Source organism: Alkalibacter mobilis, from assembly GCF_015594845.1.
GTDB lineage: Bacteria > Bacillota > Clostridia > Eubacteriales > Alkalibacteraceae > Alkalibacter > Alkalibacter mobilis.
Window position 1 is genome coordinate 113,555 of record NZ_JADNRK010000001.1, and the last position, 24,462, is coordinate 138,016.

Below are 24,462 nucleotides of genomic sequence, written 5' to 3' on the forward strand. Positions count from 1 at the left end.
AAAATGAAAATATTAGGCATTTCCGGAGGAATGAAGGACGGCAGCAATGATTCAATGTGTAAAGAAGCTTTGATGGCAGCAAAAGAAATGGGTGCAGATGTAGAATTTGTAAGATTGTTGGATCTGGATCTAAAATATTGTACAGGGTGCGTTACCTGCTCCATTTCACTTGTTACAGGCAAAGGCAATCGATGCGTTTTAAAAGACGATTTTGAATGGCTCCTTGACAAGATGCTGGATGCAGATGGAATCATTATCTCATCACCTATATTTGTAAAAGGCGCACCTGGCATCTTTCAAACATTGAGAGACCGATTTGGTCCCAGAATGGACAGAGGCATGAACATCATTGCCACTAAAATTGCAGAAAATGGCGGAGGAAAAATGCCCGATCCCAGAATTCTCAAGGACAAGGTTATTTCCTACATAGGAATCGGCGGATCAGATTGGGCAACGAGGATCGCATGCGACCATACCATGCATGCCCTTTCGCCAATGTGGAAAATTATTGACAACGAGGTTTTCAAATGGTCCAAAACAATCGTTTTGGATGAGGAAAAGGTAAGCAGAGTAAATCAAATCGGCAAAAATTTATTTGAAGCGGCAAAAGATATTGAAAGTGCTCAATACAAAGGAAACAAGGGCATTTGTCCACATTGCCACAACCAAAATTTCTATTTGGAGGAAGGATCTACCGATGCGATTTGCTGTACCTGTGGAATTGAAGGGAAACTGGAAATCGTTGATGGAAAAGTGGCTTTTGTCTTTCCTGAGGTTCAACTTCAACTTGCCCATGACACACTCAGCGGGAAGTTCAAACATGTGGACGATATCAAGGAAAACGAAGGAAAGAACATGCAGTTAAAAAAATCTGACGAGTACAAAACAATGATAGAAAAGTATAAAAGTTTCATCAGTCCAAGCAAACCAAATTGATCAACAATAGTTTTCAGGCCGGAAATGAATCGTTTCAATTAAATACTTTGGGGGTTTATACATGAATTTAAAACAAGTTATTTTTATGAATTTTTTAATTGCACTATCTTTCAGCGTTGCCATGGGTTTTGCCATGCTTTATATCAACGTGGGAATGGTTCCAGGATTTATGCAAATGTGGATGGGGTCAACATTGACAGGTTTTTTAGTAGCACTTCCACTTTCTTTTATAATTGTTCCGCCTATACAAAAATTATCAATGAAACTTTTCACTTCAAAAAACTGATATTATTCCCGGTCTGAAAATATTTTCTACTCAAATAAAGAAAGTCATCATAATCGATGGCTTTCTTTATTTATTGGCAAAGCTCTGTCAGTGAGAAATTCTACCAACTCCAGAGCTGATTTCGAGCATTTCTTTTTCATTGCCACTACGACCTTTTGTGCACGAAGACCAATTTTCTGATTGACAGGATAAAACTTCAAAAGATTGTTTTCATTTCTAAAAAAAGCGCTGTAGGATATCGTTACACCCTTTCCCGTATTAAGTGCCAATTCCATACTGTGGACATTGTCAAACTGAATGACATCCTTGGGTTCGAAGCCTTCTTTTCTACAGTGGGAAATTATTTTATCCTTGGCATCGCTGGAATAATTTTTGGAGAAAACATACAGGGTCTCATTAGAAATATCTTTAACTTCCAAAGCACCTCTGTTGCTCAAAGGATGTTTCTTGGATAAAAATATACCCAGGTTTAAATCCAACAAAGTATATACCAAATAATCGTCCAGTTTTTCCTCAAATTCGGTGAGCAGGCTGACCACAATGTCCAACTCGTCTTTTTCCAACATCTCTACCAATCTTTTGAATGAATAAACCCTGTACTCCGGGTCAATATCAGAATTGTCCTGAAGAAATTTTTCCAATCTGAATGACAACAGATCGATCACACTCATGATCTCAGCTACGCCTATCTTCACTTTTCGTAAATCTTTGTTGTGCAACTTCAAAGCTGCGTTCAATGATTGATCGTACAAATCCATCATTTCCTGCCATGAATCGAACAAGCTTTTGCCGGCCTCTGTCAATTCCACTCGCTTGGTAGATCTGTCAAAAAGCCTGATGCCAATATCCTTTTCCAAATTATATATCTGTTTGCTGACAACTTGTTGCGAAATATTCATGGTACGTGCAGCTTCAGTAAAATTTAAATGTCTGGCAACCTCTAAAAAATATCTGATTTGAACAAATGTCATCCTGCTCATCCTCTCATAACATCATCCCGATTTAGTGTTCATTTTATTTAAATAACTTTATGTTGTCAAATAGTACCCACTTCTAGATTTTTAACCAATAAAACTCAGCAGACTTGAATCGAGAAATATATTTTGGAACAAATCCCTTTAGTTGATAAAATTTATTATACCTAGGTATATTTTTGTTGCTTTTTATACCTAGGTATAATACTATGGTTTTATAAATTATATTTTATGTCCAATTTATAAAACGCATTTAAACTAAAAAGGAGTGATTTATGTGATCGACAATACCGAGTTGTACAGCAAAAGAGTTAAAAGAATGAAAGATGCGATAGAGCTCAGGGAACCTGACAGAGTTCCCATATTTGGTCTGGTGGATAATTGGGCGCTGTCTTATAACGGCACTACCCTAAAAGAAGCTCTCGCAGACATCGAAATTGAATATCAAGCTTATTCTAAAGCGCTGACTGACTTTCCATTTGATGCTGCATTGGCACCTGGTGTAACATTTCCACTCAACTTCGTTTCTTCCCTGGGAGGAGGAATATACAACAATAATATGGAAACAGTTCAAATTGCCACAGGCAAATCTGAAATCATGAGTGTAGATGAATATGACGATTTAATTGAAGATCCCTTGAAATTTTTTCGAGATGTTATTATTCCAAGGAAGCACTCCATATTCCAATCCGGAACAACTGAAGAAAAATTTGGAAAATTTGCCAATTCCATTTCAAAATTTCTTGAATTTGGACAGAGCAGAGAAATGCTTATCGACCGTTATAAGGTTGAACACGGACTTCCAATAACTACAGGTGCCACATTATTTATGCCCGCCGATATAATAATGGATTATTTCCGAGACTTCAAAGGCATCACGAGTGACATAAAAAGACACCCAGACAAATTAGCTGAAGCATGCATGTCGATGCTGGATGTTTTGGTTCCTTATACTTTTGGTTCAATGATGGGAAAAGATCCTGATTCCACTTATATTCAACTCTTCTTGCACCTGCCGCAGTTCATAAGGCCAAAGGAGTTCGAAAAAATATATTGGCCATCATTTAAAAAGTACATAAATATCTTCGCAGCACAGGGATTCAAGATTTTGATCCTTTTTGAGAAAAATTGGGAGCATTTGCATGAGTATCTTCAGGAATTGCCAAAAGGCAGTGTAATAGCCTTTTTTGAAGAAGATGATTTGCGTGTGGCCAAAAAGAAATTAGGAGACAACATTTGCATTGCAGGTGGATTAAAGACAAACAACCTGTACTATTCTTCCAAAGAAGAATGCATCGACATTGCCAAAGGTTTGGTGGATGATCTAGCACCGGGCGGTGGATTCGTATTCTCTCCTGACAAGGTCTTGGTCAGTGCAAACGATGCCAGGCCTGAAAATCTTAAGGCGGTCACGGAATTCATAACTGAATACGGCATATACAAATAAATCAATGGGAGGTAATTTAAATGAATGAAATGGAACTACTGTTCAAATTGGCCAGGGAGAATATTTTTTCTCAATTCATCGAGTCTGAAGAGGGGCTTGACGGCATTGAAAAGGCTCTAATCTTATTGATGACCATAGCGTAAAAAAAGCCATTGCATTATCGATAAATTCGATTTTGCAATGGCTTTTAATCTAGAGGCAATATTTTCTTTTCCGAATCAAATATGTTCAATTTACTAAAATCAATTTTGTTTACGTACTTGTCAATATTTTTTAATGATTTTTCAATAGTGTCTTCATCGATGTTCAATAATTTCAAATTCAGTCTCGAATAATAATCTCTGACTTCATCATCGCTGATTTCAAAGATTTTGTTTCTTCTATAGTATTCCAATTGCTTTTCGCTGCTTAGGATCACCACCAGATCCATAAAATATTCCTTCTGCTTGATTTCAGACTTTTGTTCATCGGCCTTGGAATCTATCTTCGGATAAAGGTGTACAATAAAATCTTCAAATAAAACTTCAATTACCACATCTGTCGACTCATAAAACAATCTTTTGAATTTCTCGTCAATTTGTATGTTTTTCAAAACGATATAGACGTAAAACAGCAAGATTTCCGTGTCCGGCAATTCTATTTTCAGATTCATTACCTGGTCATGCAGGCATTTAAAGTAATTTCTAAATATTTCTTTTAAAATCGCCCTTTTGTTTGTAAAGTAATAAAAAATGTTCGAATGATGCATGGAGACTTCTTTTGCAATCATTCTAGCTGTTGTTTTTTCATAACCATTTTCATAAAAAAGATTTTTTGCTTCGTTTAAAATTGATTCTTTCAAATTGTTCTGAGCCATTTCGATCACCCTGTCCGATTAATAATATCATAAATCTTCATACTTCCAACACAACAATTCAATTATAAACCATTTTCAACAGAGTTTGAAGCTCAAACTTGAACGCCGCCCTTCGAATGTTTTTATTCAGACATCTGTTAAACCGTTCTGTTAACATTCATGACAAACAGGGTATAAAGAAATCAAGTTGATAAAAAGGGGCGATTATAGTGGCAACAGTTTACGTAAAACCTGGGGCTTGCGGGTTAAATTCAGTTATTACCGTCAAAAGAAAAAAAAGCGAAGAAAGCGACTATCTGGTTGAGATTCATATTGAAAGCGAATCGGATAATATTAAAAGGTTGGCCAAAGTTTTGACCGAAGTGGATGGTATGGAAGAATCCTTCAAAAATTTTGCAACTTCAGAGGTCTATAGACTTGGGGCAAAATCAGGATTGCACCTGGCTTGCCCAGTGCCAAGCGGCATTATAAAGGCCATTGAAGTCGAGTGCGGTCTTGCCCTACCAAGGGATGTGGAAATCAAAGTCGTCAGGGATTGAAATATTATAGATTGACACAACTTTTATGTAGTTGTGTCTTTTTTTTTTATTTCCGAGGACACAGTCAACCCGAATATTGTCCTTTTAATTCATTGTGTGCATATGTCAGATAAGAATATAATAATATTAAACTAGTTTACATTATCAATCCGCAATCTTCTATAGTGACTTAAAATAAGGAAATAGAGAAGAGGTAAAATATGAATTTAGAAATCACAGGAAGAATATATGACATCCAAGGATTTTCAGTACATGATGGACCTGGAATCAGAACAAGTGTCTTTTTAAGCGGCTGTCCGCTTAGTTGTCTATGGTGTCATAATCCAGAAGCGATTCCCTTTCAGTATGTACTTTCATATACTTCGATTAAATGTATTGGTATCGAAAAATGTGGCTCGTGTATGTCCGTTTGTAACTTCGGAGCTATTAAAAAAAGTAAGTTGTCCAATTCACAATTGCTGGAGGATAAAATCACTCATGTTGAAATAGATCGCACCAAATGTACAAACTGTTTGAAATGCACAACAGTTTGTAAGGCGAAAGCTCTAATTCCATCTGGGCAGGATATGAAACTCGGTGAGATTATGAATAAACTCATGAAAGACAAAGCCTATTTTAACGGTTCGGGTGGCGGCTTGACAGTGTCGGGAGGTGAAGCATTATCTCAAATTGAGTTCACCGTCGAACTTTTAAAAGCTGCCAAATCTGAAAATATTCATACTTGTCTTGATACTACTGGGTTTGCTTCTTGGGAAGATTTAAAAAAGACACTACCTTATGTCGACTTGTATCTATATGATCTTAAACATATGGATAGCAATAAGCACAAAGAGTTCACAGGTGTACCCAACGAAAAAATATTGTCAAATGCTACAAAACTGGCAAAAGAAGGCGCAAAAATCCAGTTTAGATTTCCAATAATCCCGGGAATAAATGATTCAGTCGATAATCTGAGAATGACTGGTGAATTTATAAAGGAAATTGAATATGCTGTGGAGTTGCTTCAAATTCTTCCATATCACAGATTGGGGCTCCCTAAATATGATCGACTTGGTAAAATCAACATTCTTAAAGACTTGGATTCCCCCAGCGATGCAGATATGGAAAAACACAAAAATTTTCTTGAAGCTTATTTCCCAAATATTCAAATACATTAAGACTTCAACACTTCAACTTAGTACACTCAATTTCAAAACTGAGTTAATGAGCTTAAATTGCTGCAACACATTATAATACGAGGAGTGATACCATGTTCAAATTTGCACCTGTGAGTCCCCGAATCAATACCCTTATGGAAAAACGCTTAGCCGCCAATAAAGGGCGTACTATCCTTGATGCTGAAAGGACCCAAATTTATACAGAATATTACAAAGTCCACGAATCCGAACCCATTATGCTGAAAAGAGCACATTGCCTCTATGAGTGGTGTTCACGAAAAACAATTCTAGTCGAAGATGAAGATATCTTTGTTGGACAAATTGGAAGGACTTATCGATCATTAAATAGTTTTGTAGAGTGGGATGCAACTTGGTTATATGAGGCAACACACGATGACGATACAAGTTTTAAAAAAGCATGGCAAGGAAGCGACAGTTTTGCTTACATGAGTGATTCAGACAGGGAAATTTTTCGTGAAGCTTCAGAGTACTGGCTGGACAAATCGTTATCTGCACGTTATGTAGAATCGATTCCACCTATTTTACAAAAATTCCAAGGGAATGGTTGCTCAGATTTTTTCGCACGAAAACCAAACTTGGGTGGTGTTCCACAAGGCCACTATTGCCCCAACTTTCAAAAAATTATTTCTATAGGTTTTGGCGGTATAAAAAAAGAGATCCAAAATAAAATGGACGATCTTCAAGGTAAAATCTATGGAAAAGATGCTTACAAGTTTTTATTTTATCAATCAGCAGATATAGTTTGCGATGCTGCAATTCTATTTTCCAAACGTTATGCCGAAGAATGTAACAAGCAAGCTCAAAATCACACTGACCCAGTGAGAAAAGCCGAATTGAAGCGGATGGCGAATTCCTTAAACTGGATTATGGAAAATCCCGCTCGAACAGCTTGGGAGGCGCTCCAAACTGTAATACTATACCAAATCATGCTTATAGCAGATGGTCAACAACACGGATTATCTCAGGGAAGGATCGATCAGTACGCCGGGTGGTTTGCAGAAGAAGAATTAAGTGCCGGCACACTAACTTTGGAAGAACTTCAAGATTACTCTGATGCTTTTTATCTCAAGCTTAATGACAATCTGATACAAGTCAGAATGAGTTCAAATGACATGCTTTCTAAAATGTACAGCGGAAAAGGTTATTCTTACAATTCAGGCGGGCATCATTTTACTTTGGGCGGGGTGAAAAAAGATGGAAGTGATGCCTCGAACGCTCTAACTCGCTGCATGTTAAATACCACCGGGAGAATGTTTTTGGCAGATCCTTCTGTAGATATACGAATCCACAAAAATACTCCTTCAGATGTATGGGAGCTGGCAATAGAATCCAGCAAGGCTTGTGGTGGTGTCCCCTCTTTTGAAAACGATGATTTAATTATACCTATGCTCGTTAAACGCGGCCGTTCATTAGAAGATGCAAGGGATTATTGCATTATAGGTTGTGTGGAACCATCTGGATCTGGAAACGAGTGGTCCGCCAGCGGTGGTCCTGGTTCTGAAGTTTTCTTTAACTTACTGGGTCCGGTAATTATGGCAATTCATAATGGCAAAAATCCATTAACAGGTTTTGATGGAGGTTTGAAGACCGGATATTTATACGATTATGTTACTTTCGAAGATTTCAAATCAGCTTTCGAAGCACAGTTGAAGTATTTTCTTGATTGGCAAATCACTGGCGGGAATTGTTTTGAGCTAATGTATTCTCAGTATTTTCCGGCTATTGTTGCCTCAACAACCATGGATAATTGTGTTGAAACCGGTAAAGATGCTTTACAGGGTGGTTGTAAATATAATTCAACCGGTTTGACTGGATGTGGCATCGGCAATGTTGCGGATAGTCTAATGGCTATTAAAAAGCTTTGTTTTGACGATAAAATAGTAACCACTCGAGAATTGTATGATGCTCTTATTGCGAACTGGGAAGGTTATGAAGATTTACACCAACAAATTACTTTTGATATTCCTCATTATGGAAATGACATCGATGAAGTGGACCAACTGGGCGTTTGGGCAATGAAACTTGCAAACGATCATGTTTCAGCTGCTACCAATCCCAGAGGTGGCAATTGGGCATTCGGTACTTTCACTATGACGGTCCATGTAGATTATGGTTCAAAAACAGATGCTACTCCTGATGGCCGAAAAAGAGGCGAAGCCCTTGCAGAAGCTATTTCTTCAAGACAGGGTTTCGATAGATCCGGTGTCATATCTTATTTGAACACGGTAACAAAATTACCACAAAATATATTAGGAAATGGAGACCAAATGAATCTAAGATTCAGTCCTTCATGCGTTTCTGGTAAAGAAGGAGTTGAAAAACTTCGTCACCTGATTTCTACATATTTTGATGAGGGGGGCATGGAGGTACAATTCAACGTTGTTGATACTCAAACCTTGTATAAAGCCCAAGAAAATCCAGATGATTATAGAAATTTAATAGTACGTATCGCAGGGTTTTCAGTCTATTTTGTCGAAATGCCCAAAGTCCTGCAAGATGACTTCATCTCAAGGACTGAACATATGGCTATATCCTAAAAACAGATGGGTTTTAGAAATTTCTAAAACCCATCTGTTTTATACTTTCAATCTAGAAAATTTTTCGCGATATTCACTCATGCTTATTCCTTCATTTTCTTTAAATTCTTTGTATAAAGTTCTTACCGAATTAAATCCTGTCAATTCTGAAATTTTTTCTATTGAATGGTCGCAATCTATAAGATATTTTTTGGCGTAACCAAGCCTGATTTCAATTAAAGTTCTGTTGAATGAGGTATTAAAATATTTTTTGAATATTCTATTTACATGTCTTGGTGTAGTGTGGAACATTTCAGCGATTTTATCCAAAGTTATTTTCTCTTGGAGATTGTAATGTATATACTTTGTCATCAGCAAAGCTCGATTTTCATATTCAAAATATTCATTGACCCCGTTGTCATTGCCATCCAAAATATTTTGGATCATCGTTACCAGAATAATGGACAGGAGACCTTGAAGTTTTATGTAGTAAAAGTGCACATTTTTTAAGAACTCATCGCAAAGACAATCTATCAAAGATATTACATCATTTGTATCTTTGACGATCCAGAATTTCTTATAGTCTTTCAAAATATTTATCAATTCTTCTATTTGGTATTCAATTGCAGTCGATTTACAATTATCGCATTTATTATTAATGATTTCAAATGTTATGATAAATCTTTCATTCTCCAATGAAGTATCTGTGATTACACTATGTTCAACGTTAGGCGATATATATAATATATCATCCTTAGCCAACTCAATTTCTTCACCATCAATATTCATGTTCATCTTACCATTTAATACGTAGTATAGTTCATGCAAATTATGGCTATGTAAAAACTCGATTTGTTCATGGCTCATAAATTGAGCATTGTGAATTACTATACTGTAGGAGTCATAATTTAAAGTCATGCAGGTACCCATTAAATCGTTGAATTTTCTGCGTTCTTGATAAGACAATGTCATTCAATCAACTCCTTGTTCTAGAATACATTTACGATTATCAATACTTTTTGAATTACCGATCTTAAAAACAAAAACATACTGCAATTTTTATAGCTGAGAAATTATTAACTATAATTATATACTCTACTGTAATAAAATTAAAGAATTTTGTATCTGCTTAATAATTTTTTATGTTTACTTAATTTTTAAAGAATATGATTAATAACATTCTAAAACAACCTAAAGTTTTGGTTTTCAGGTTGTTTTAGAATTCTTGTTTGATTTCAGTGGAGAAGCTTATTTTATCAGACTTCTATCTCATTTCGACTTATAACATCATTTTGCATCGCTTCACTCAATTCGTTGAAATACGCTGAATAACCTGCAATACGTACTACCAAATCTCTGTAAGAATCAGGATCTTTCTGAGCTGCTCTCATTACCTCTGTACTGACAACATTATATTGAACCTCCATGCCTTTATTATTAAAATAAGTCTTTGTCATATCTTTTAAAGATTCTTTAGATCTCTTCGTACTCAATGATGTAGGATGAATTTTTAAATTTAAAGCTATCCCGTCCATATACTTTCCATGATCGATACAACAAGCTGAATTATATATTGCAGTAGGCCCATTTTTATCTCGTCCTTGGCCGGGAGACATGGCATCCGCTAAAGGCTGACCTGTATTTCTACCGTCAGGAGTGGCATTAGTAACAGCTCCTTGGACCACATGTTGTGCCGCTCCATAAAGCCCTGCTTTATATATTTTTGATCTTTTACTAAAACATTCACTACAATTATCATAGTAAATATCTGTTACCCACTTCATAATCTCATCTGCATACGGGTCAGCATTACCATAGTGAGGAACTTCGTTTAAAATTTGCTGTTGTAAGGGTTCATATCCTTTCCAGTCAGTCATCATACCGTCGTATATTTCTCTGGCAGTGCATAATTTATTATCAAACACCATATATTTAATAGCTGATAGCGAATCTGCAACTGTAGCCAACCCTGTAGCTGTACCTCCATATGAATTATATTTTGCCCCTCCTATCGTACAGTCCACACCCGATTCCATGCAGCCCTCTATTGATATCGACAATGCCGCCGAAGGAGCATAGAAACCTGAAAGATTTTCCACATAATTTTGAATTGTAACAGACCACTTATGCAGGTAATCAAACTGTCTTTTATAAGCTTTTTTTACTTCTTCGAATGATTTCATATCGTACAGGAATCCAGTTTCCAATCCACCTGCCTTCCCATTCGAAGGGTTAATTCCGTTATTTAGTGCGGTTAGCAAAACATTGCCGTGACTGCCAAGACCTGCTTTACCATGCAAGCCATTACCTGCCGGATAATCGTTTCCTGAACCAACGATTTCTTGACATCCAATTATGCTATAATCTCTTGCATCCTCCAATTCCATTCCAAGTTCTTTGATCAATCCTGGAATTATTACATCATCATTTTGAAATAAAGGTAACCCTCCAACCAGTCTTGTTGTTTCTATAGCTAAATCCCAAAGTTTTTCGGGTGAATCCTTATTGATCCGCAATGAAACAGTCGGATCGTGCAGCGACAATCTCCCCAAGGTTTCTAAAACCATATATGTTACTGGATTTGTGGCATCTTTTCCAGTTTTTTTGTCAATTCCACCGATAGTTGTATGGTGGTATGTTACTCCTACACCAGTATATGCCGCAATCTTAGGATTGGATGCTCTGTAAAAACAATTAGATTTTAAAAAGAATGCATCGACTATCTCTTGCGCCTCATCCAGTGTCAACCTTCCTTCAGTAAGATCGGATTGCAAAAACGGCCATGTATATTGATCAAATCGCCCAAATGCCAATGCCGGATGTCTTGCTTCCATATATAATACCACCTGGTACATTATTGTTGCCTGACAGGCTTCCCAGAACGTCCTTGCAGGATTTTCAGAAATCCAGTTTAATCCTTCAGCCATCTGATTAAGCTCTTTTTTGCGCTCCAAATCAACACATAATTCAGCCTTTTTATAGCATTCCCTGGCATAATTTTTTATCATTTCACTGGCACCATCACATATTATTGTTGCCGCCTTGTAAAACATATATTTTTCTACATTATCCCCCATTAAATTTCCTTTATGTTCATCTATCCAATCTTGTGCTTCTTTTTTGATCGATGAGTAGCCTCTGTTAATAATTTTTTCATAACCGGCAACAAGATGACCCGTATGTATAGGCGCTCTCATCATTGATCCCATTTCCAGAATACCTAAATTTGCCACTTCTTCAAATCCATCTGGAGACCATGAATCAAAATATTGCGTGATAGTTTTATCTTTCCAAAAATCACGAAAACTCATGAACTTATCAATTTCCTCTTTGCTCATGCTCAGATGTACCCCTGATTTATCAGTCCTGTGGTATAACCCATCGTCCCAAAGCTCCCATAAAGCCATTTCTTCCAATTCCTTCCAAAGCCAACTTGCATCCCATTCGGGCCACATTCCAGATCCCAAGAAGTCTTTTCCAATATTTCCAACTATGATCTCAAAGTCTTCAACTCGACAAGTCATATTAGCGCATATCTCAGATGTGGCCAATGGTATTTTTATACTAGGTGGAACTTTTTCGTACTTCTTATAAGCCTGAGTAATCAATTCTACCCTCTCAGCATCTACCGATATCACCCTGTCTCTAACCAAACGTCTCATCAACTTTATTCTCTCTGTTACAGGTCTAAATTCGTACATTTTTACTCCCCCTCTATATTAATTAAATACAAATCGTATTTGTGACAAACCTCTATCCGACTTGTTTTTTATTCGATTATTTTGTAAGTTTTATAATTAATTCAAACTCAAACTTATACTACAATGATATTAGGGAAACAATCTTCTCAAATTTCTTTTTAAATCAATAAAAACAAGGGCATTCTAAAATCACGTCAAATGTCAGATTTTAAAATGCCGATATTCAGATCAATTACTTAGTGTTGTCAAAGTGAAGTATAATATCATGTCTTCAACATATTGCATGGTTTCGTTCACATCTTCTTTAGCTTCATTAGGAATATTATATTTTTCTAAAGTTTCATCCAGGTCTGTATAATATTCACTTTTTATTTTTTTATTCACAAAGATCTCCTCCTAATGTTTTCCATATTCATGTATCGTATCCAACAGCGGCTGAAAATTGTCCCAGTTGATTTGGGCAGCTCTTAGAATAGACTTATCAAAATTAAAAATATATTTCCCGTCGACGGCAAGGATGTCCAAATATTTTTTTGCTGCATCGCAAACCTCCTGTTTTGTTCCTTTTTTCATAAGATTAACTGGAAATAATCCCGAAATAATATGTTTTTCTCCCACTGTCTCTCTAATAATTTTTGGATCTCCATATTCGAATTGAAGCTCGCAACCAGGTGGCAATTCATTCAAGTAATCTAAAATATGCATCCAATTTTCTTCACAAAATATATTTATGCCAAATCCTTTTTCGTATATAGCCCAAACTGTTTCTTTAAAAGATGGCCACCAAAATTTTGCAAAAAATTTCTCGGTCATATATGTAGGCATATGAAGCGCAAAGAAAATTCTAGTTAATCTATTAGGATTTTCCACATGTCTTGGACAACCTGATTTAATCATCAATGGGGTGATTAGATTCACTGCTTCGAGAACTTCTTCAGGTCTTCTTCTCATGTCGACCAAAGCTCCCGTGAATGATCTCAAATAATCGGCAAAGTAATCAAATGGTGCCCGACTGATCCCGACAAAGGTCGGCAGCTTCGATTTATTGTGTTTCTCAATCAATTCTGCATTGCCTCTGGCAATTTTCCCATTTATATCATCTGAAGCTTTTATCGTCTTTGCCATAGCAAGCGCAGCCTGCATAGGTGGAGCGTCAAATTCCGTAAATACCCTGGGTATAACTGTTTCCCAGATGAATTTTAGTGGGTCTTTCAAAAGCTTGTCATACTCATCAGGTTCCATACCGTGTACATTGGGATGTTGAATAAACCCATCGTCTCCCATTACATTCGTTCTACTACCTGTAAATTTGTTTAACCAAGGTGTCCCCGGCCAAGTCCCTATTAAATTGTAAGTGTCATATTTAGCATTTATCTTATCAGTAGCATCTAAAACCTTGGTAATACCATATTGCGAAGTCCTTAAATCATATCCTGCCAACTCGAGTGCTGCACATGCATTGACCCCTAACTTTTCTGGCACTCGATCAGGCCTTTCACCGGAATAAACATCAGTAAATAACTTCGTTTTGTATTCGCTGTTCATCAATTCTTTAGCCATTGTGTTGCTCCTCTCTCATGATTAACTTGAAATAATTTTGCCTAAATGCTACCTATTATACGTACATGCCGCCGTTTACATTTAATGTATGACCAGTTATGAATGAAGACTTGTCAGATGCTAAAAAAACTACTGCATCTGCAACTTCTTCAGGTAAGCCACCTCTCTTAAGTGGTATTCTGCCAATTAGTTGGTCTTTGATTTTTTCTGGTATTCTTTTGGTCATTTCAGTAAGTATGAACCCAGGTGCTACGGCATTTACAGTTATGCCTTTTTTGCCCAGTTCTTTGCTCAAGGTTTTTGTCAGTCCAATGACTCCTGCCTTTGCTGCTGAATAATTAGCTTGCCCAAAGTTACCTTCTTCACCTGCCACTGAAGTTATGTTCACGATTTTCCCATAACCTCTGGGTATCATGTGCTTAACAACTTCCTGTATGCAGATAAACATGGATTTAAGATCGGTTTCTATTACAGCATCCCACTCTAAATCCGTCATCTTGGTGATTTGTGCGTCTCTTGTAATTCCTGCATTGTTAATAAAAACATCGACTTTACCAAACGAATCTAATGTATTATCTATCAGATCCCTTACTTCGTTTCGGTCCGTAACATTGCACTTTACAGAAATGGCAATTCCACCTGCTTGAATGATTTCATTTTTAACGGAATCGCATGCTTCATGATTAATATCCGTAACTACGGTCTTTGCTCCTTCTTGTGCCAACTTCAAAATCATTGCTTTCCCAAGTCCTTGAGCAGATCCCGTGACGATTACTACTTTGTCTTTTAAACTCATATGATCCCACCTTCATCAAAGAAATTTTTAATTTGATCCCAATATTTCTTTTAATTCATTCCAGTTCTCTTGAAATATTCTAGGATTCATTAATTTTAAATTCGATGAAATTCTCGGTTCAAATTCCATAGCCGACAAAATATCTTTTTCTAGATTAACTCCCGGAGCTATTTCAGTCAAAGTCATCTCACCATTTTCAAGTTTAAATACAGCTCTTTCCGTAATGTAAATGACAGGTTGATCGATTTGGGAGGCGTACTCTCCACTAAATGTTATGTGGTCTACACGTTCTACAAACTTCTTCACTTTTCCATCTTCCAAAATTTTAAGTTCTCCATCATTAATGCTATATTTGCCACCCCCTGCTGTAAAAGTTCCGCAAAAAACAACTTTTTTGGAATTTTGAGAAATATTTATGAATCCACCGGACCCAACCACTTTAGTACCAAATTTGCTCACATTTAAATTCCCTTTTTTATCTGTCTGAGCTAAACCCAAAAATGTCGTATCCAAACCCCCACCATCATAGAAGTCAAACTGGGCTTCATGTTCTATTATTGCATCCGCATTATAGGCGACACCAAAGTCATCTCCTCCTCCTGGGGTTCCACCATATGTGCCTAGTTCCGTAGTCATTATCAAATCATTTACGATACCCTCTTCAGTAGCTACTCTGGCAACTCCATCAGGCATTCCAATACCCAAGTTTATTATACTGTTGGCTTTCAGCTCCATAGCCGCTCTTCTGGCAATGATCTTCCGTTCATTCATAGGCATTGATTTTAGTGAATCCATGGGAATTTTTATATCCCCAACAAAAGCTGGGTTGAATTGTGTGCCGATCGTTTGCATGTGATTTTCAGGCCTGGAAACTACAATGTAATCAACAAGCGCACCAGGAACTTTTACATCAAGGGGGTGTAATGTTCCAGATTTTGCCAAATACTCGACCTGCGCTATAACTATTCCCCCTGAGTTTTTGGCTGCTTGGGCCATTGGCAATGCCTCTAACAATAATCCTTCTTTTTCCATTGTCAAATTTCCATTTTCATCAGCCGTTGTTGCTCTGATAACCGCCACATCTACTGGAAAAGTTTTGTACCTAAGCCATTCCTGCCCATCAAGTTCTAGCAACTCGACCAAATCTTCTTTAGTACACTCCGTAATTTTCCCACCTTGCAATCTAGGATCAACGTAAGTTCTGAGACCAACTTTTGTTATCACTCCGGGTTTCTTTCCGGCAATTTCCCTCCATAAATGAGCCATAACGCCTTGGGGCAGCAAATAAGTTTCAATTTTATTACTGGTGATCAATTCTCCCATGCGAGGCGCTTGACCTGTATGTCCCGAAATCAATCGCTTTGTTAACCCCTCATGAGCCAAATGATTCATACCTTTTGTCTTTCCATCTCCACACCCACAACTGTGAACTGCTGTGAGATTTTTGGGATATCCTGTCTCTAAATATTTTTTCTCCAATTCAGATGCAATTTCTTCAGCAAAACTGCACAGACCTGCCGTAGTCCATACTACTGTCGATTCACTTTTTATCATTTCGACTGCTTCACTTCCAGAGATTTGTTTAGCCATTCGTATTTCTCCTTTCGATGAGTTTGATACTGTTAGATTGTCTATAAACAATTTGGATTTCTCAAGAGCAGAGCTACCCCCATACCCCCGCCTGTACAGGCACTTGCTATTCCATACTTACAATCTCTCTCTTGAAACTCATATGCCAACGTCCCAGCCAATCTAGTTCCAGTCATGCCCAAAGGATGACCGAAAGCAATTGCTCCTCCATTTACATTTAATCTATCATGAAGTTTGGTGCCCAAGTAATTCCCCAACTCTTTGCAGCAACCTAATACCTGCCCTGCAAAAGCTTCGTTGATTTCCAGCAACCCAATATCTTCCAAAGTCAAATTTGATCTTTTTAACAGCTTGTTTATAGCTCCAACAGGGCCCATTCCCATGATGGTCGGATCAACTCCATGAACATCATAATCTTCTACAAATGCCAAGGGCTTTAATCCCAATTCCATACATTTTCTCTCGCTCATTAATACACAAGCCGCTCCTGCATCATTCATGCCAGATGAACTGCCTGCAGTTATTGTTCCATTTTTCTTAAATACCGGCCTCAGTTTTGATAAAGCCTCAATAGTCGTATCCATCCGCGGATGCTCATCTTTATCAATTAATACTGTTCCTTTTTTATTTATTATTTCTACCGGGATAATTTCTTTAGCCATTCTCCCAGATTCGATTGCATTTTTTGCTTTCATTTGACTATTGTAGGCAAACAAATCTTGCTCTTCCCGCTTAATTCCGTATTTTTCTACAATATTTTCACCTGTTATTCCCATACTTTCTATTGCTGGATATCTGTGTAAAGGCGCTGTATTTTTCGCATATTCTTCATTAGAGCATAAAAGATTACCATTACCATTCTTCATTCCTTCGTATCTAACGGGCAATGGAAGATAATAGGGTACTCTTGATAAGCTCTCGGCTCCTCCAGCAATCATTATATCTCCGTGACCTGTTTTTATTTCCAATGCAGCGTTTATGATAGCTTGTATTCCCGAACCACAAATCCGATTTACGGACATGCCGACACATGTTTCATCCAACCCTGAATCCAGAGCTACGTACCTTCCGATGTTGGCCACGTCCGCAGATGATATTACGTGCCCAAAAACAACTCCCTCTATATCCTTTTTCGATATCGAGGATCTGTTTATCGCTTCTTCAACTGCGATAGTAGCCAACCTTTCAACCGGCACTTCTTTTAATCCTCCTAGAAATCTTCCTACTGGTGTTCTGGCAAAACTTGTTATAACTACTTTATTCATAGATCATTATCTCCCTTACAATAGTCATACCATCCTTTACCGGCTTTCTTTCCGATACGACCTGAATTAACCACCCTCTTCAATATTGCCGGGGGAGCCCAATTAGGTTGTCCCATTTCCTTATACATGTACTCCAGGGTGTCGTATGCTATATCATTTCCTGTATAATCCATTAATTCAAAAGGTCCCATGGGATGATTAAGACCCAAAGCCATTGCCTTGTCTATATCATCTACAGTGGCAATCCCTTCTTCCAAAACCATAAATGCCTCTCTGAATTGAGCTAGCATCAATCTGTTAACAACAAAACCCGGAGAATCTTTTTTAACTTCTATACTTTCTTTCCCAATGGATCTTACTAAATTCTTCAACTCCGAAACTACATCGTCATTAGTATAATAGCCTCTAATTATTTCAACCAGCTTCATCACAGGCGCCGGATTGAAAAAATGCAGTCCAACAACTTTTTCAGGCCTTTTAGTTCCAGATGCAATTTTTGTTATTGACATCGTTGATGTATTTGTAGCGAATATGACATTCTCATTACATATCTTATCCAGTGTCGAGAATACTCGAGTTTTAGCATCCAAATTTTCAATAATAGCCTCAATGATCAAATCAGTATCTTTCATATCTGTCAAATTTGAGGAAATACTTATATTCTCAGTCAATTCTACTTTCTCAGCTTCAGTAATTTTGCCTCTTTTGATCTTGCTGTCTAGTATCGTTTCTATTGATCTGATGGAATTTTCGACTTTTTTCTCATCAATATCATTTAGAATTACTCTGTAACCATACTGAGCCAAAATATGTGCTATACCTGTTCCCATTGCTCCAGAACCTATTATGCCAATTTTTGTAATCGTCACTATTTACACCTACCCTTTGCTTAAATACCAAGATAATCAAAAAGCTATTTCATAATTATTTAGCATATTCCCTTTTTTTGAAAAAACGAGTTTGACGATACAAACTCGTTTATTATCACTATAAGTATTGAAAGATTTGTAGATTAAATTTTATGCTACACTGTCTTGTCTTTCTTGTATCTCGTCTTTCATTTTTTTCAGATCTTCTTGTTTGAGATTATAGAAGTTTATGCAAATAAACCCAAATACAGCTGCTACTGCCGGTATTATTGTTGCAATGACTGCAATCCCGGATTGTATGGCTGGTGTAGGATCCATGCCCCCTACATAACCGATGGCAGCTAAAGCATATGCTGAAACACTTCCTGATATAACCATCGCTACCTTAATTGGGAATGCCGATAATGACATTACGATACCTTTAGCGGATTTTCCTGTTTTCCACTCGGCGTAATCAGCACAGTCTGAGTACACAGCTCCTGATATTGAAAATCCAAATCCGCTGGAAACAGAGGCAAGACCGCTTAGAACAAGGAATGCCATCGGAGCTCTACCAATAAAATATGCAAGTACAAGGAACAACGCCTGACCGGATAATCCTATAACGTATGTTTTCTTCGTACCCATTTTTTTTGCAATTTGAGGTCCAAGAAGATTACCAACAAGTCCCCCTAAAGTAAGGCTTAAAAAATACATGGACACAAGGCTCATATCTCCAGCTACATATTGATAGAAGAAAACTGCAAAGCTGGCCAAACCCAATGCAGCAGTAAATCTTCCAAGTTCCGCCAACATAAGAATTATAAGATATTTATTGGTTACTACTTGCTTGATCATTTCTCCGAAAGTCGGCACATTTTTCTGTGGCCATCTTCCCGGAACGTCTACCGGTTTTGCTGCTGCTGCAGAAACCATATATGTAACCCAGTTAAACGTGGCAAATATCAACATGTAAAGAAAGAATCCCTTTGCATTTCTTGTTGCCTCACCACCTAATGCTATTATGATTGGTAACGATATCAAACTGAACAACAAACGACTTGTAGTATTCATCTGATTTGTTCTACCGGCTATCATTATTCTGCTTTCCGGGGTGTTTCCCATTGCTGGCAACAAAGCAAACCTTGCCGAATAGGAGAAGTTAACGAATATATGGCCAAGCATGTAAAATACAGAGAAGTAAATCGCCATTGAGATCTCATTCATTCCCTCAGGCACTCTAAACATTAAAATAAAACAAATTGCCACAACTGCAGGTGCTATCATCAACCATGATCGATACTTACCCCAAGGCAAATTTGATTTTTCAATAATTGCGCCGGTCAACGGCACTGAGATAGCATCTACTATCCTGTTGATCAAAAGCATCGTTCCTACAATTGCCGGTCCCAACAATGCAATGTCAGTTAAAAAATAAGTATAATAACTTACTGCGACCTGCATCATCAAACCAAATCCGATTTCCGCCGTACCATAGGCTGTGGCCCTTGCTGAAGTCAACTGAAACTTGGAGCTCTTAGCAACATTCTCACTCATAAATCTTCCTCCTTTTTTTTCCATACTCAATACATATAGCTTGGAGCTTATAGAAAATTCCTTCCCTTGATCAAGATCAGAAATTTTACATCTTCGTCAGATTTCAACGTTGCGATTTCAATCTCTTGTGAATGATTTAATCTTAACTGATGGCAATTTTCTTAACAATGAATTAAAAGGACATGTTTTGTATCTATTTTGTCCTTTTACAATTTTAAAAATTATTATATTTTTATTATTATATTTAAATTGCATAACTTACTTAAATCACAGATCACAAAAGGGATAGGTAGGGACAAATTTGATGTATATGTGTCCCGATAATTTATTGCCAAGTAATTTTATAAATGATAGCCTAAAAATGAATTTATTTCGTTAAAAATTGAACCAGGGAGGAAGTGGAACATGTTTAAAGCTATCCGAATAGACAGAAATAACAACAAAATTGAAATCGAAGAATCAAATTTACAGTACAAGAGTCTCGGTGGCAGAAGTTTAATAGCCCAATTTTTAAACGATGAAGTCATACCAGCTTGTGACCCATTAGGAGCTGCATCCAAAATAATATTTTGCACAAGCCTTTTTGCGGGAAGTGGATTGGCATGTGCAAACAGGTTGTCTGTAGGTGCTAAAAGTCCGTTAACTGGTGGAATCAAAGAATCAAATGTTGGTGGAACAGCCGCCGCTGCATTTGCAAGTCATGGGATTCGAAGTTTGATTATAGAAGATATTCCTGAAAACAAGGAAGATTTTGTCACTATATTGATAAAATCAGATGGAAGCGTATATCTTGAAGATGCGACAAATTTTATAGGGATCAATAATTATGAATACGTTGAAAATATGCAGAAAATTTATGGTGATAATGTCTCTGTGATTTCTATAGGAGTGGCTGGTGAACGTCTTTATAAAAATTCTTCCATTCAAGTTACTGAATTTGGAACGAATTACCCCTGTAGGGCAGCAGGAAGAGGTGGATTAGGCTCAGTTCTCGGATCAAAAGGTGTTAAAGGTATTGTGATTCAAAAACCCGATAAGAAAAATTCACTCGACATATCAGATAAAGAGAAATTTTTGATTCAAAGAAAAGAACTTAATCAATTATTGATAGAATCCTCCGAATCAAATCCCTTTTCAAATGTAGGTACTGCTTCTACAATAGATTTTGTAGGACCTGCCGGTATTATTCCGACACACAATTTCACTGGAACTATCTCAAAAGAAATAGAAAACCTCAAATCAGACAAATTCATGGCATTTGTCAGTAAGAACAAACAGCCATGCCAAGCGGGATGTCTAGTGAAATGTTCAAATATAATAAATGATAAAAATGGAAATTTTCTAACCGGAGGATTTGAGTATGAAACCATCGCACTGTGCGGTCCGAATTGCGACATTTACGATTATGAATCAATTGCGTACATGGACAGAATGTGTGATGATTTGGGACTTGATACAATAGAAACTGGAGCTACTATGGGAGTTTGCATGGAAGCAGGAATCATTCCATGGGGTGATGTAAATGCCACTATGAAACTATATCAACACATAGCTGACGGTACCGAATTGGGAAATCTACTGGGGCAAGGTGCAGATCGAGTTGGTAAGCATTACTGCGTTGAAAGAATACCGACCTGTAAAGGTCAGGCGATGCCCGGCTATGATCCGCGGGGTACGATAGGTACCGGATACACGTATGCCACTACCCCAATGGGTGCTGATCATACTGCCGGAATAACACTCGGTGAAGAAGAGTCAAACAATGTCGAAGATGCAATAGAGCACTCCAAAATGATGCAAGAAATTTTTGCTGTTGCAGACAGTACCATGTGTATGATGGCCATGGCAACTTTTGCAGGACATTTGGATAAATTAGCTTCATTGTATAATGCAATTTATGGAGATACCATCTTACCTCAAGATTTTCTTGAATTGGCTAAAAAAACTATCCATTTGGAAAATGAATTCAATAGGAAAGCAGGATGGAAGCCTACAGATAATATAATCCCTGATTTTTTCAGAAACGAACCTTTACCTTCTACCGGTCGCACATTTGATATTTCGCAGCAACTATTGGAGAAATGAGATGATTTCGATAAATTTCAATGGTTTGAATTTTATGTTCAATCAATCTATGACAATTTCTAATTTGATCTCATTAATGAAAATCAACGGCTTTGTTGAAAATTCATCCCATTTGATAAAGGTCAATGGTAAGTTGATCACACCATTTTCTATTCATCAAACAACCATCAGTGATGGTGATGTTATAACTACAAAACCATTGCCTGTTGGCGGGTGATTCAAGTCCAGAAAAACAAAGGCTCACCAATAGGCGAGCCTTTGTTTTAGTTTAATTTCAACTGATTTCTCAATGTAACGACCACTATTTCAGGTCTGTTAAATACCCTAAATGGCACGATGCTGTTTCCCAGACCCCTGCTGACGATCATCGAAGTATTTTGCTTTAAATATAAACCTTGGGAATACTCGGGAAACAACCCTTGGTTGGGTGCAATCAAGCCACCGACAAAAGGCAATCTGAATTGTCCACCATGTGCATGACCGCTAAACACCAAGTCTATTCCACTATCTGCATAAACGTCAAAGAGTTCAGGTCTGTGTGACATCAAAATATTAAAATCTGTAGTTTTTTTCTCGTTCAATTCATTTAAAATATCTACTGCGTATTCATTGCTATCGGCCCTTAGGTATGTGTCTTCATTTTCTATGGATGCCGGGTCTCTCATGCCCATCAATCCTACAGAATTTTGGTCCTTGATCAACTTCACGTAATCATTGTCCATAACTTTTACATTGATACCGGTTAATTCCAACTTGAGATGTTCATATTCTCCAGAGAGTTCTTCATGATTGCCGGAAACAAAATAGACGGGTGCTGTCAATGTCATTCTTTTCATAAAATCTATAGCTGAAGTCAGATTCATTTTTCTCCGGTCTATCAAATCTCCAGTCACAATTATCACATCCGGATTTTGTACTTTTATCAACTTATCGAGTCTGCCGTTAAAATCTTTGTTGTGCAAATCTGATACTTGAACTATTGTAAACCCTTCAAACCCGGCAGGTATATTGCTATTCGCATATTCAATTTCTGTAATCACGATACTATTGTTTTGCCAAAATAAAAACAGTGCCAGTAAAACAATAATCAAGATCCATCCAATATTCCTTCTGATTCTCAAGATTACACCCCTCTCAGACTCTACAAACAAACGACACAAAGATTTTTAAAAGATCAAATTTCTTTAATTATAGCATTATTGTCACTTTTTAAAATTAAAATATATAAAAAAACCAAAAATATAAAGGCATCCGCCAAAATTTTCGACAGATGCCTTTAACTCCCTTTTTCCCTGTTTGTTTCTAATTAAAAGATTTCCTTGCTCATTTTGTCTATTTCTTCGCTGACCTTGGCATATGCTCCTGGGAACAAGCTCTCCGGTCCTCCCATGGTCAAGCAAGGTATAAAATAGTGTTTGCCGTTATTTTTGCACGCTCTTTCAACATGCTCGGATATAAGCTCCGGTGTCCATCCTGGAAAATCCAAAGTGCCGCTGTCCAAATCACCCATGAAGGATATCTGACCGCCATACTTTTCAACAAGCTCAGGCACGTTGTTCGTTGTCATGCACCCCTGCCAGATGTCAACCCCCATCTCTATCATTTCAGGGACAAGGTTAGCCGCAAAGGAGTCACTATGGTGTACGATCACCTCTACTCCATTGTCTTTCCAGAAGCCGTAAATTTTTTTATATGCCGGCAGAAAGAATTCGTCAAATATTTCTGGTGACACTAAAGATGATATTTGGCTTCCCCAATCGTCGTGATGGAACAAACAATCAGGTTTGATCCTGTCAACCAGCAACTGTGCAAATTCCAACTCAAATCCGGTTATGTAATCAACCAGTTCATGCATCGCTTCAGGTTCTTCATAAAGTGCCATGAGCGCATTTTCCATTCCCATCATATGGTGAGTCATTTCAAATACCCCAGGAGCCATCATTGCAGTGACAAACTCTTCATTTCTGTCTATGGACTCCGCATGTGCTATCGCCGGGGCCCAAGACTCGTCATCCGTAGGTATTACAGGTTTTTTTACATAATCTTTCCACTTTGTAATATCCTTGATGACTATATGCTCCTGATCATGGACCGGAAATCCTGCAACCTGGCCTTCTACAAATCTCCATGTTACACCCCATCCGTCCTGATTTTCCTGTCCCGGTTGCAACATCAATGCCTGTAGTGGAAAAGCAGCTTCAAAAATCATATTCATGAATTCGTATTGCTTGACGAATCTGTCAGGATTTCCTCCCTTTATAGTTTCCATTAGATTTTGTCTCTTGGTCAACATATTTCAAACCTCCCCGGTTTTTATTTCAGCAACAA

The 24,462-nt window shown here is 37.5% G+C and carries 22 protein-coding genes; 9 read left to right on the forward strand and 13 right to left on the reverse strand.

Annotation, left to right across the window (positions count from 1 at the left end):
* The first annotated feature begins 3 nt into the window (after nt 1-3).
* Both IWB18_RS00535 and IWB18_RS00540 read left to right on the forward strand, forming a co-directional pair.
* Nucleotides 4-936, forward strand: coding sequence for a flavodoxin family protein (locus IWB18_RS00535; protein ID WP_195681626.1), 933 nt, complete (start codon nt 4-6; stop codon nt 934-936).
* Nucleotides 937-997: 61 nt separating this feature from the next.
* Nucleotides 998-1,222, forward strand: coding sequence for a DUF2798 domain-containing protein (locus IWB18_RS00540; RefSeq protein WP_195681627.1), 225 nt, complete (start codon nt 998-1,000; stop codon nt 1,220-1,222).
* Between the two features lie 47 nt (nt 1,223-1,269).
* Here IWB18_RS00540 and IWB18_RS00545 read toward each other — a convergent pair whose 3' ends face one another.
* Entirely contained in the window at nt 1,270-2,193 is a 924-nt protein-coding gene (locus IWB18_RS00545) for a LysR family transcriptional regulator (protein WP_195681628.1), read from the reverse strand.
* A 280-nt stretch (nt 2,194-2,473) separates the two neighbouring features.
* On the opposite strand from IWB18_RS00545, the gene IWB18_RS00550 reads away from it, so the two are divergent.
* Together IWB18_RS00550 and IWB18_RS12530 are read left to right on the forward strand one after the other, a co-directional pair.
* Nucleotides 2,474-3,643 (forward strand): uroporphyrinogen decarboxylase family protein, encoded by a 1,170-nt coding sequence (locus tag IWB18_RS00550; protein ID WP_195681629.1) that lies wholly within the window; start codon nt 2,474-2,476, stop codon nt 3,641-3,643.
* A 20-nt stretch (nt 3,644-3,663) separates the two neighbouring features.
* Nucleotides 3,664-3,786 carry a hypothetical protein gene (locus tag IWB18_RS12530; RefSeq protein ID WP_269747884.1) on the forward strand — a complete coding sequence of 41 codons (123 nt, stop codon included), beginning with the start codon at nt 3,664-3,666 and terminating at the stop codon, nt 3,784-3,786.
* A gap of 44 nt (nt 3,787-3,830) precedes the next feature.
* Here IWB18_RS12530 and IWB18_RS00555 read toward each other — a convergent pair whose 3' ends face one another.
* A complete protein-coding gene (locus IWB18_RS00555) occupies nt 3,831-4,499 on the reverse strand; it encodes a TetR/AcrR family transcriptional regulator (RefSeq protein ID WP_195681630.1) in 669 nt (222 codons plus the stop codon).
* Nucleotides 4,500-4,708: 209 nt separating this feature from the next.
* Between IWB18_RS00555 and IWB18_RS00560 the strand changes: the two genes are divergently transcribed.
* The 3 genes from IWB18_RS00560 to IWB18_RS00570 all read left to right on the forward strand — a co-directional run bounded on the left by IWB18_RS00560 (nt 4,709) and on the right by IWB18_RS00570 (nt 8,753).
* Nucleotides 4,709-5,038, forward strand: coding sequence for a DUF6951 family protein (locus IWB18_RS00560; protein WP_195681631.1), 330 nt, complete (start codon nt 4,709-4,711; stop codon nt 5,036-5,038).
* Between the two features lie 200 nt (nt 5,039-5,238).
* Entirely contained in the window at nt 5,239-6,195 is a 957-nt protein-coding gene (locus tag IWB18_RS00565) for a glycyl-radical enzyme activating protein (RefSeq protein ID WP_195681632.1), read from the forward strand.
* A gap of 92 nt (nt 6,196-6,287) precedes the next feature.
* On the forward strand, nt 6,288-8,753 hold the full coding sequence (locus IWB18_RS00570) for a glycyl radical protein (protein WP_195681633.1): 2,466 nt from the start codon (nt 6,288-6,290) through the stop codon (nt 8,751-8,753).
* Nucleotides 8,754-8,792: 39 nt separating this feature from the next.
* Here the strand turns inward: IWB18_RS00570 and IWB18_RS00575 are convergent, their stop codons facing one another.
* The 9 genes from IWB18_RS00575 to IWB18_RS00615 form a co-directional block, all read right to left on the reverse strand.
* The gene (locus IWB18_RS00575; protein WP_195681634.1) at nt 8,793-9,704 is read right to left on the reverse strand and encodes an AraC family transcriptional regulator; all 912 of its coding nucleotides are present in this window, start codon (nt 9,702-9,704) and stop codon (nt 8,793-8,795) included.
* A 284-nt stretch (nt 9,705-9,988) separates the two neighbouring features.
* On the reverse strand, nt 9,989-12,433 hold the full coding sequence (locus IWB18_RS00580) for a glycyl radical protein (RefSeq protein ID WP_195681635.1): 2,445 nt from the start codon (nt 12,431-12,433) through the stop codon (nt 9,989-9,991).
* Between the two features lie 228 nt (nt 12,434-12,661).
* On the reverse strand, nt 12,662-12,817 hold the full coding sequence (locus IWB18_RS00585) for a hypothetical protein (protein WP_195681636.1): 156 nt from the start codon (nt 12,815-12,817) through the stop codon (nt 12,662-12,664).
* Between the two features lie 12 nt (nt 12,818-12,829).
* Complete coding sequence (locus IWB18_RS00590; protein WP_195681637.1) at nt 12,830-13,993, reverse strand: uroporphyrinogen decarboxylase family protein; 1,164 nt, start codon at nt 13,991-13,993, stop codon at nt 12,830-12,832.
* A 55-nt stretch (nt 13,994-14,048) separates the two neighbouring features.
* On the reverse strand, nt 14,049-14,789 hold the full coding sequence (gene fabG / locus IWB18_RS00595) for a 3-oxoacyl-ACP reductase FabG (RefSeq protein WP_195681638.1): 741 nt from the start codon (nt 14,787-14,789) through the stop codon (nt 14,049-14,051).
* A 27-nt stretch (nt 14,790-14,816) separates the two neighbouring features.
* A complete protein-coding gene (locus IWB18_RS00600) occupies nt 14,817-16,379 on the reverse strand; it encodes an acyl CoA:acetate/3-ketoacid CoA transferase (RefSeq protein WP_195681639.1) in 1,563 nt (520 codons plus the stop codon).
* A gap of 41 nt (nt 16,380-16,420) precedes the next feature.
* The gene (locus IWB18_RS00605; RefSeq protein WP_195681640.1) at nt 16,421-17,644 is read right to left on the reverse strand and encodes a thiolase family protein; all 1,224 of its coding nucleotides are present in this window, start codon (nt 17,642-17,644) and stop codon (nt 16,421-16,423) included.
* Nucleotides 17,641-18,513 carry a 3-hydroxyacyl-CoA dehydrogenase family protein gene (locus tag IWB18_RS00610; protein WP_195681641.1) on the reverse strand — a complete coding sequence of 291 codons (873 nt, stop codon included), beginning with the start codon at nt 18,511-18,513 and terminating at the stop codon, nt 17,641-17,643. The genes IWB18_RS00605 and IWB18_RS00610 overlap by 4 nt, the downstream gene beginning before the upstream one ends.
* A gap of 150 nt (nt 18,514-18,663) precedes the next feature.
* A complete protein-coding gene (locus IWB18_RS00615; protein ID WP_195681642.1) occupies nt 18,664-20,049 on the reverse strand; it encodes an MFS transporter in 1,386 nt (461 codons plus the stop codon).
* 405 nt (nt 20,050-20,454) lie between these two features.
* Here IWB18_RS00615 and IWB18_RS00620 point away from each other — a divergent pair, with 405 nt between their 5' ends.
* On the forward strand, nt 20,455-22,134 hold the full coding sequence (locus IWB18_RS00620; protein ID WP_195681643.1) for an aldehyde ferredoxin oxidoreductase C-terminal domain-containing protein: 1,680 nt from the start codon (nt 20,455-20,457) through the stop codon (nt 22,132-22,134).
* A gap of 1 nt (nt 22,135) precedes the next feature.
* A complete protein-coding gene (locus IWB18_RS00625; protein WP_195681644.1) occupies nt 22,136-22,351 on the forward strand; it encodes a MoaD/ThiS family protein in 216 nt (71 codons plus the stop codon).
* 46 nt (nt 22,352-22,397) lie between these two features.
* Here the strand turns inward: IWB18_RS00625 and IWB18_RS00630 are convergent, their stop codons facing one another.
* Entirely contained in the window at nt 22,398-23,255 is an 858-nt protein-coding gene (locus tag IWB18_RS00630; protein ID WP_207740699.1) for a metallophosphoesterase, read from the reverse strand.
* Between the two features lie 185 nt (nt 23,256-23,440).
* On the reverse strand, nt 23,441-24,427 hold the full coding sequence (locus IWB18_RS00635; RefSeq protein WP_195681645.1) for a uroporphyrinogen decarboxylase family protein: 987 nt from the start codon (nt 24,425-24,427) through the stop codon (nt 23,441-23,443).
* Nucleotides 24,428-24,462 lie beyond the last annotated feature (35 nt).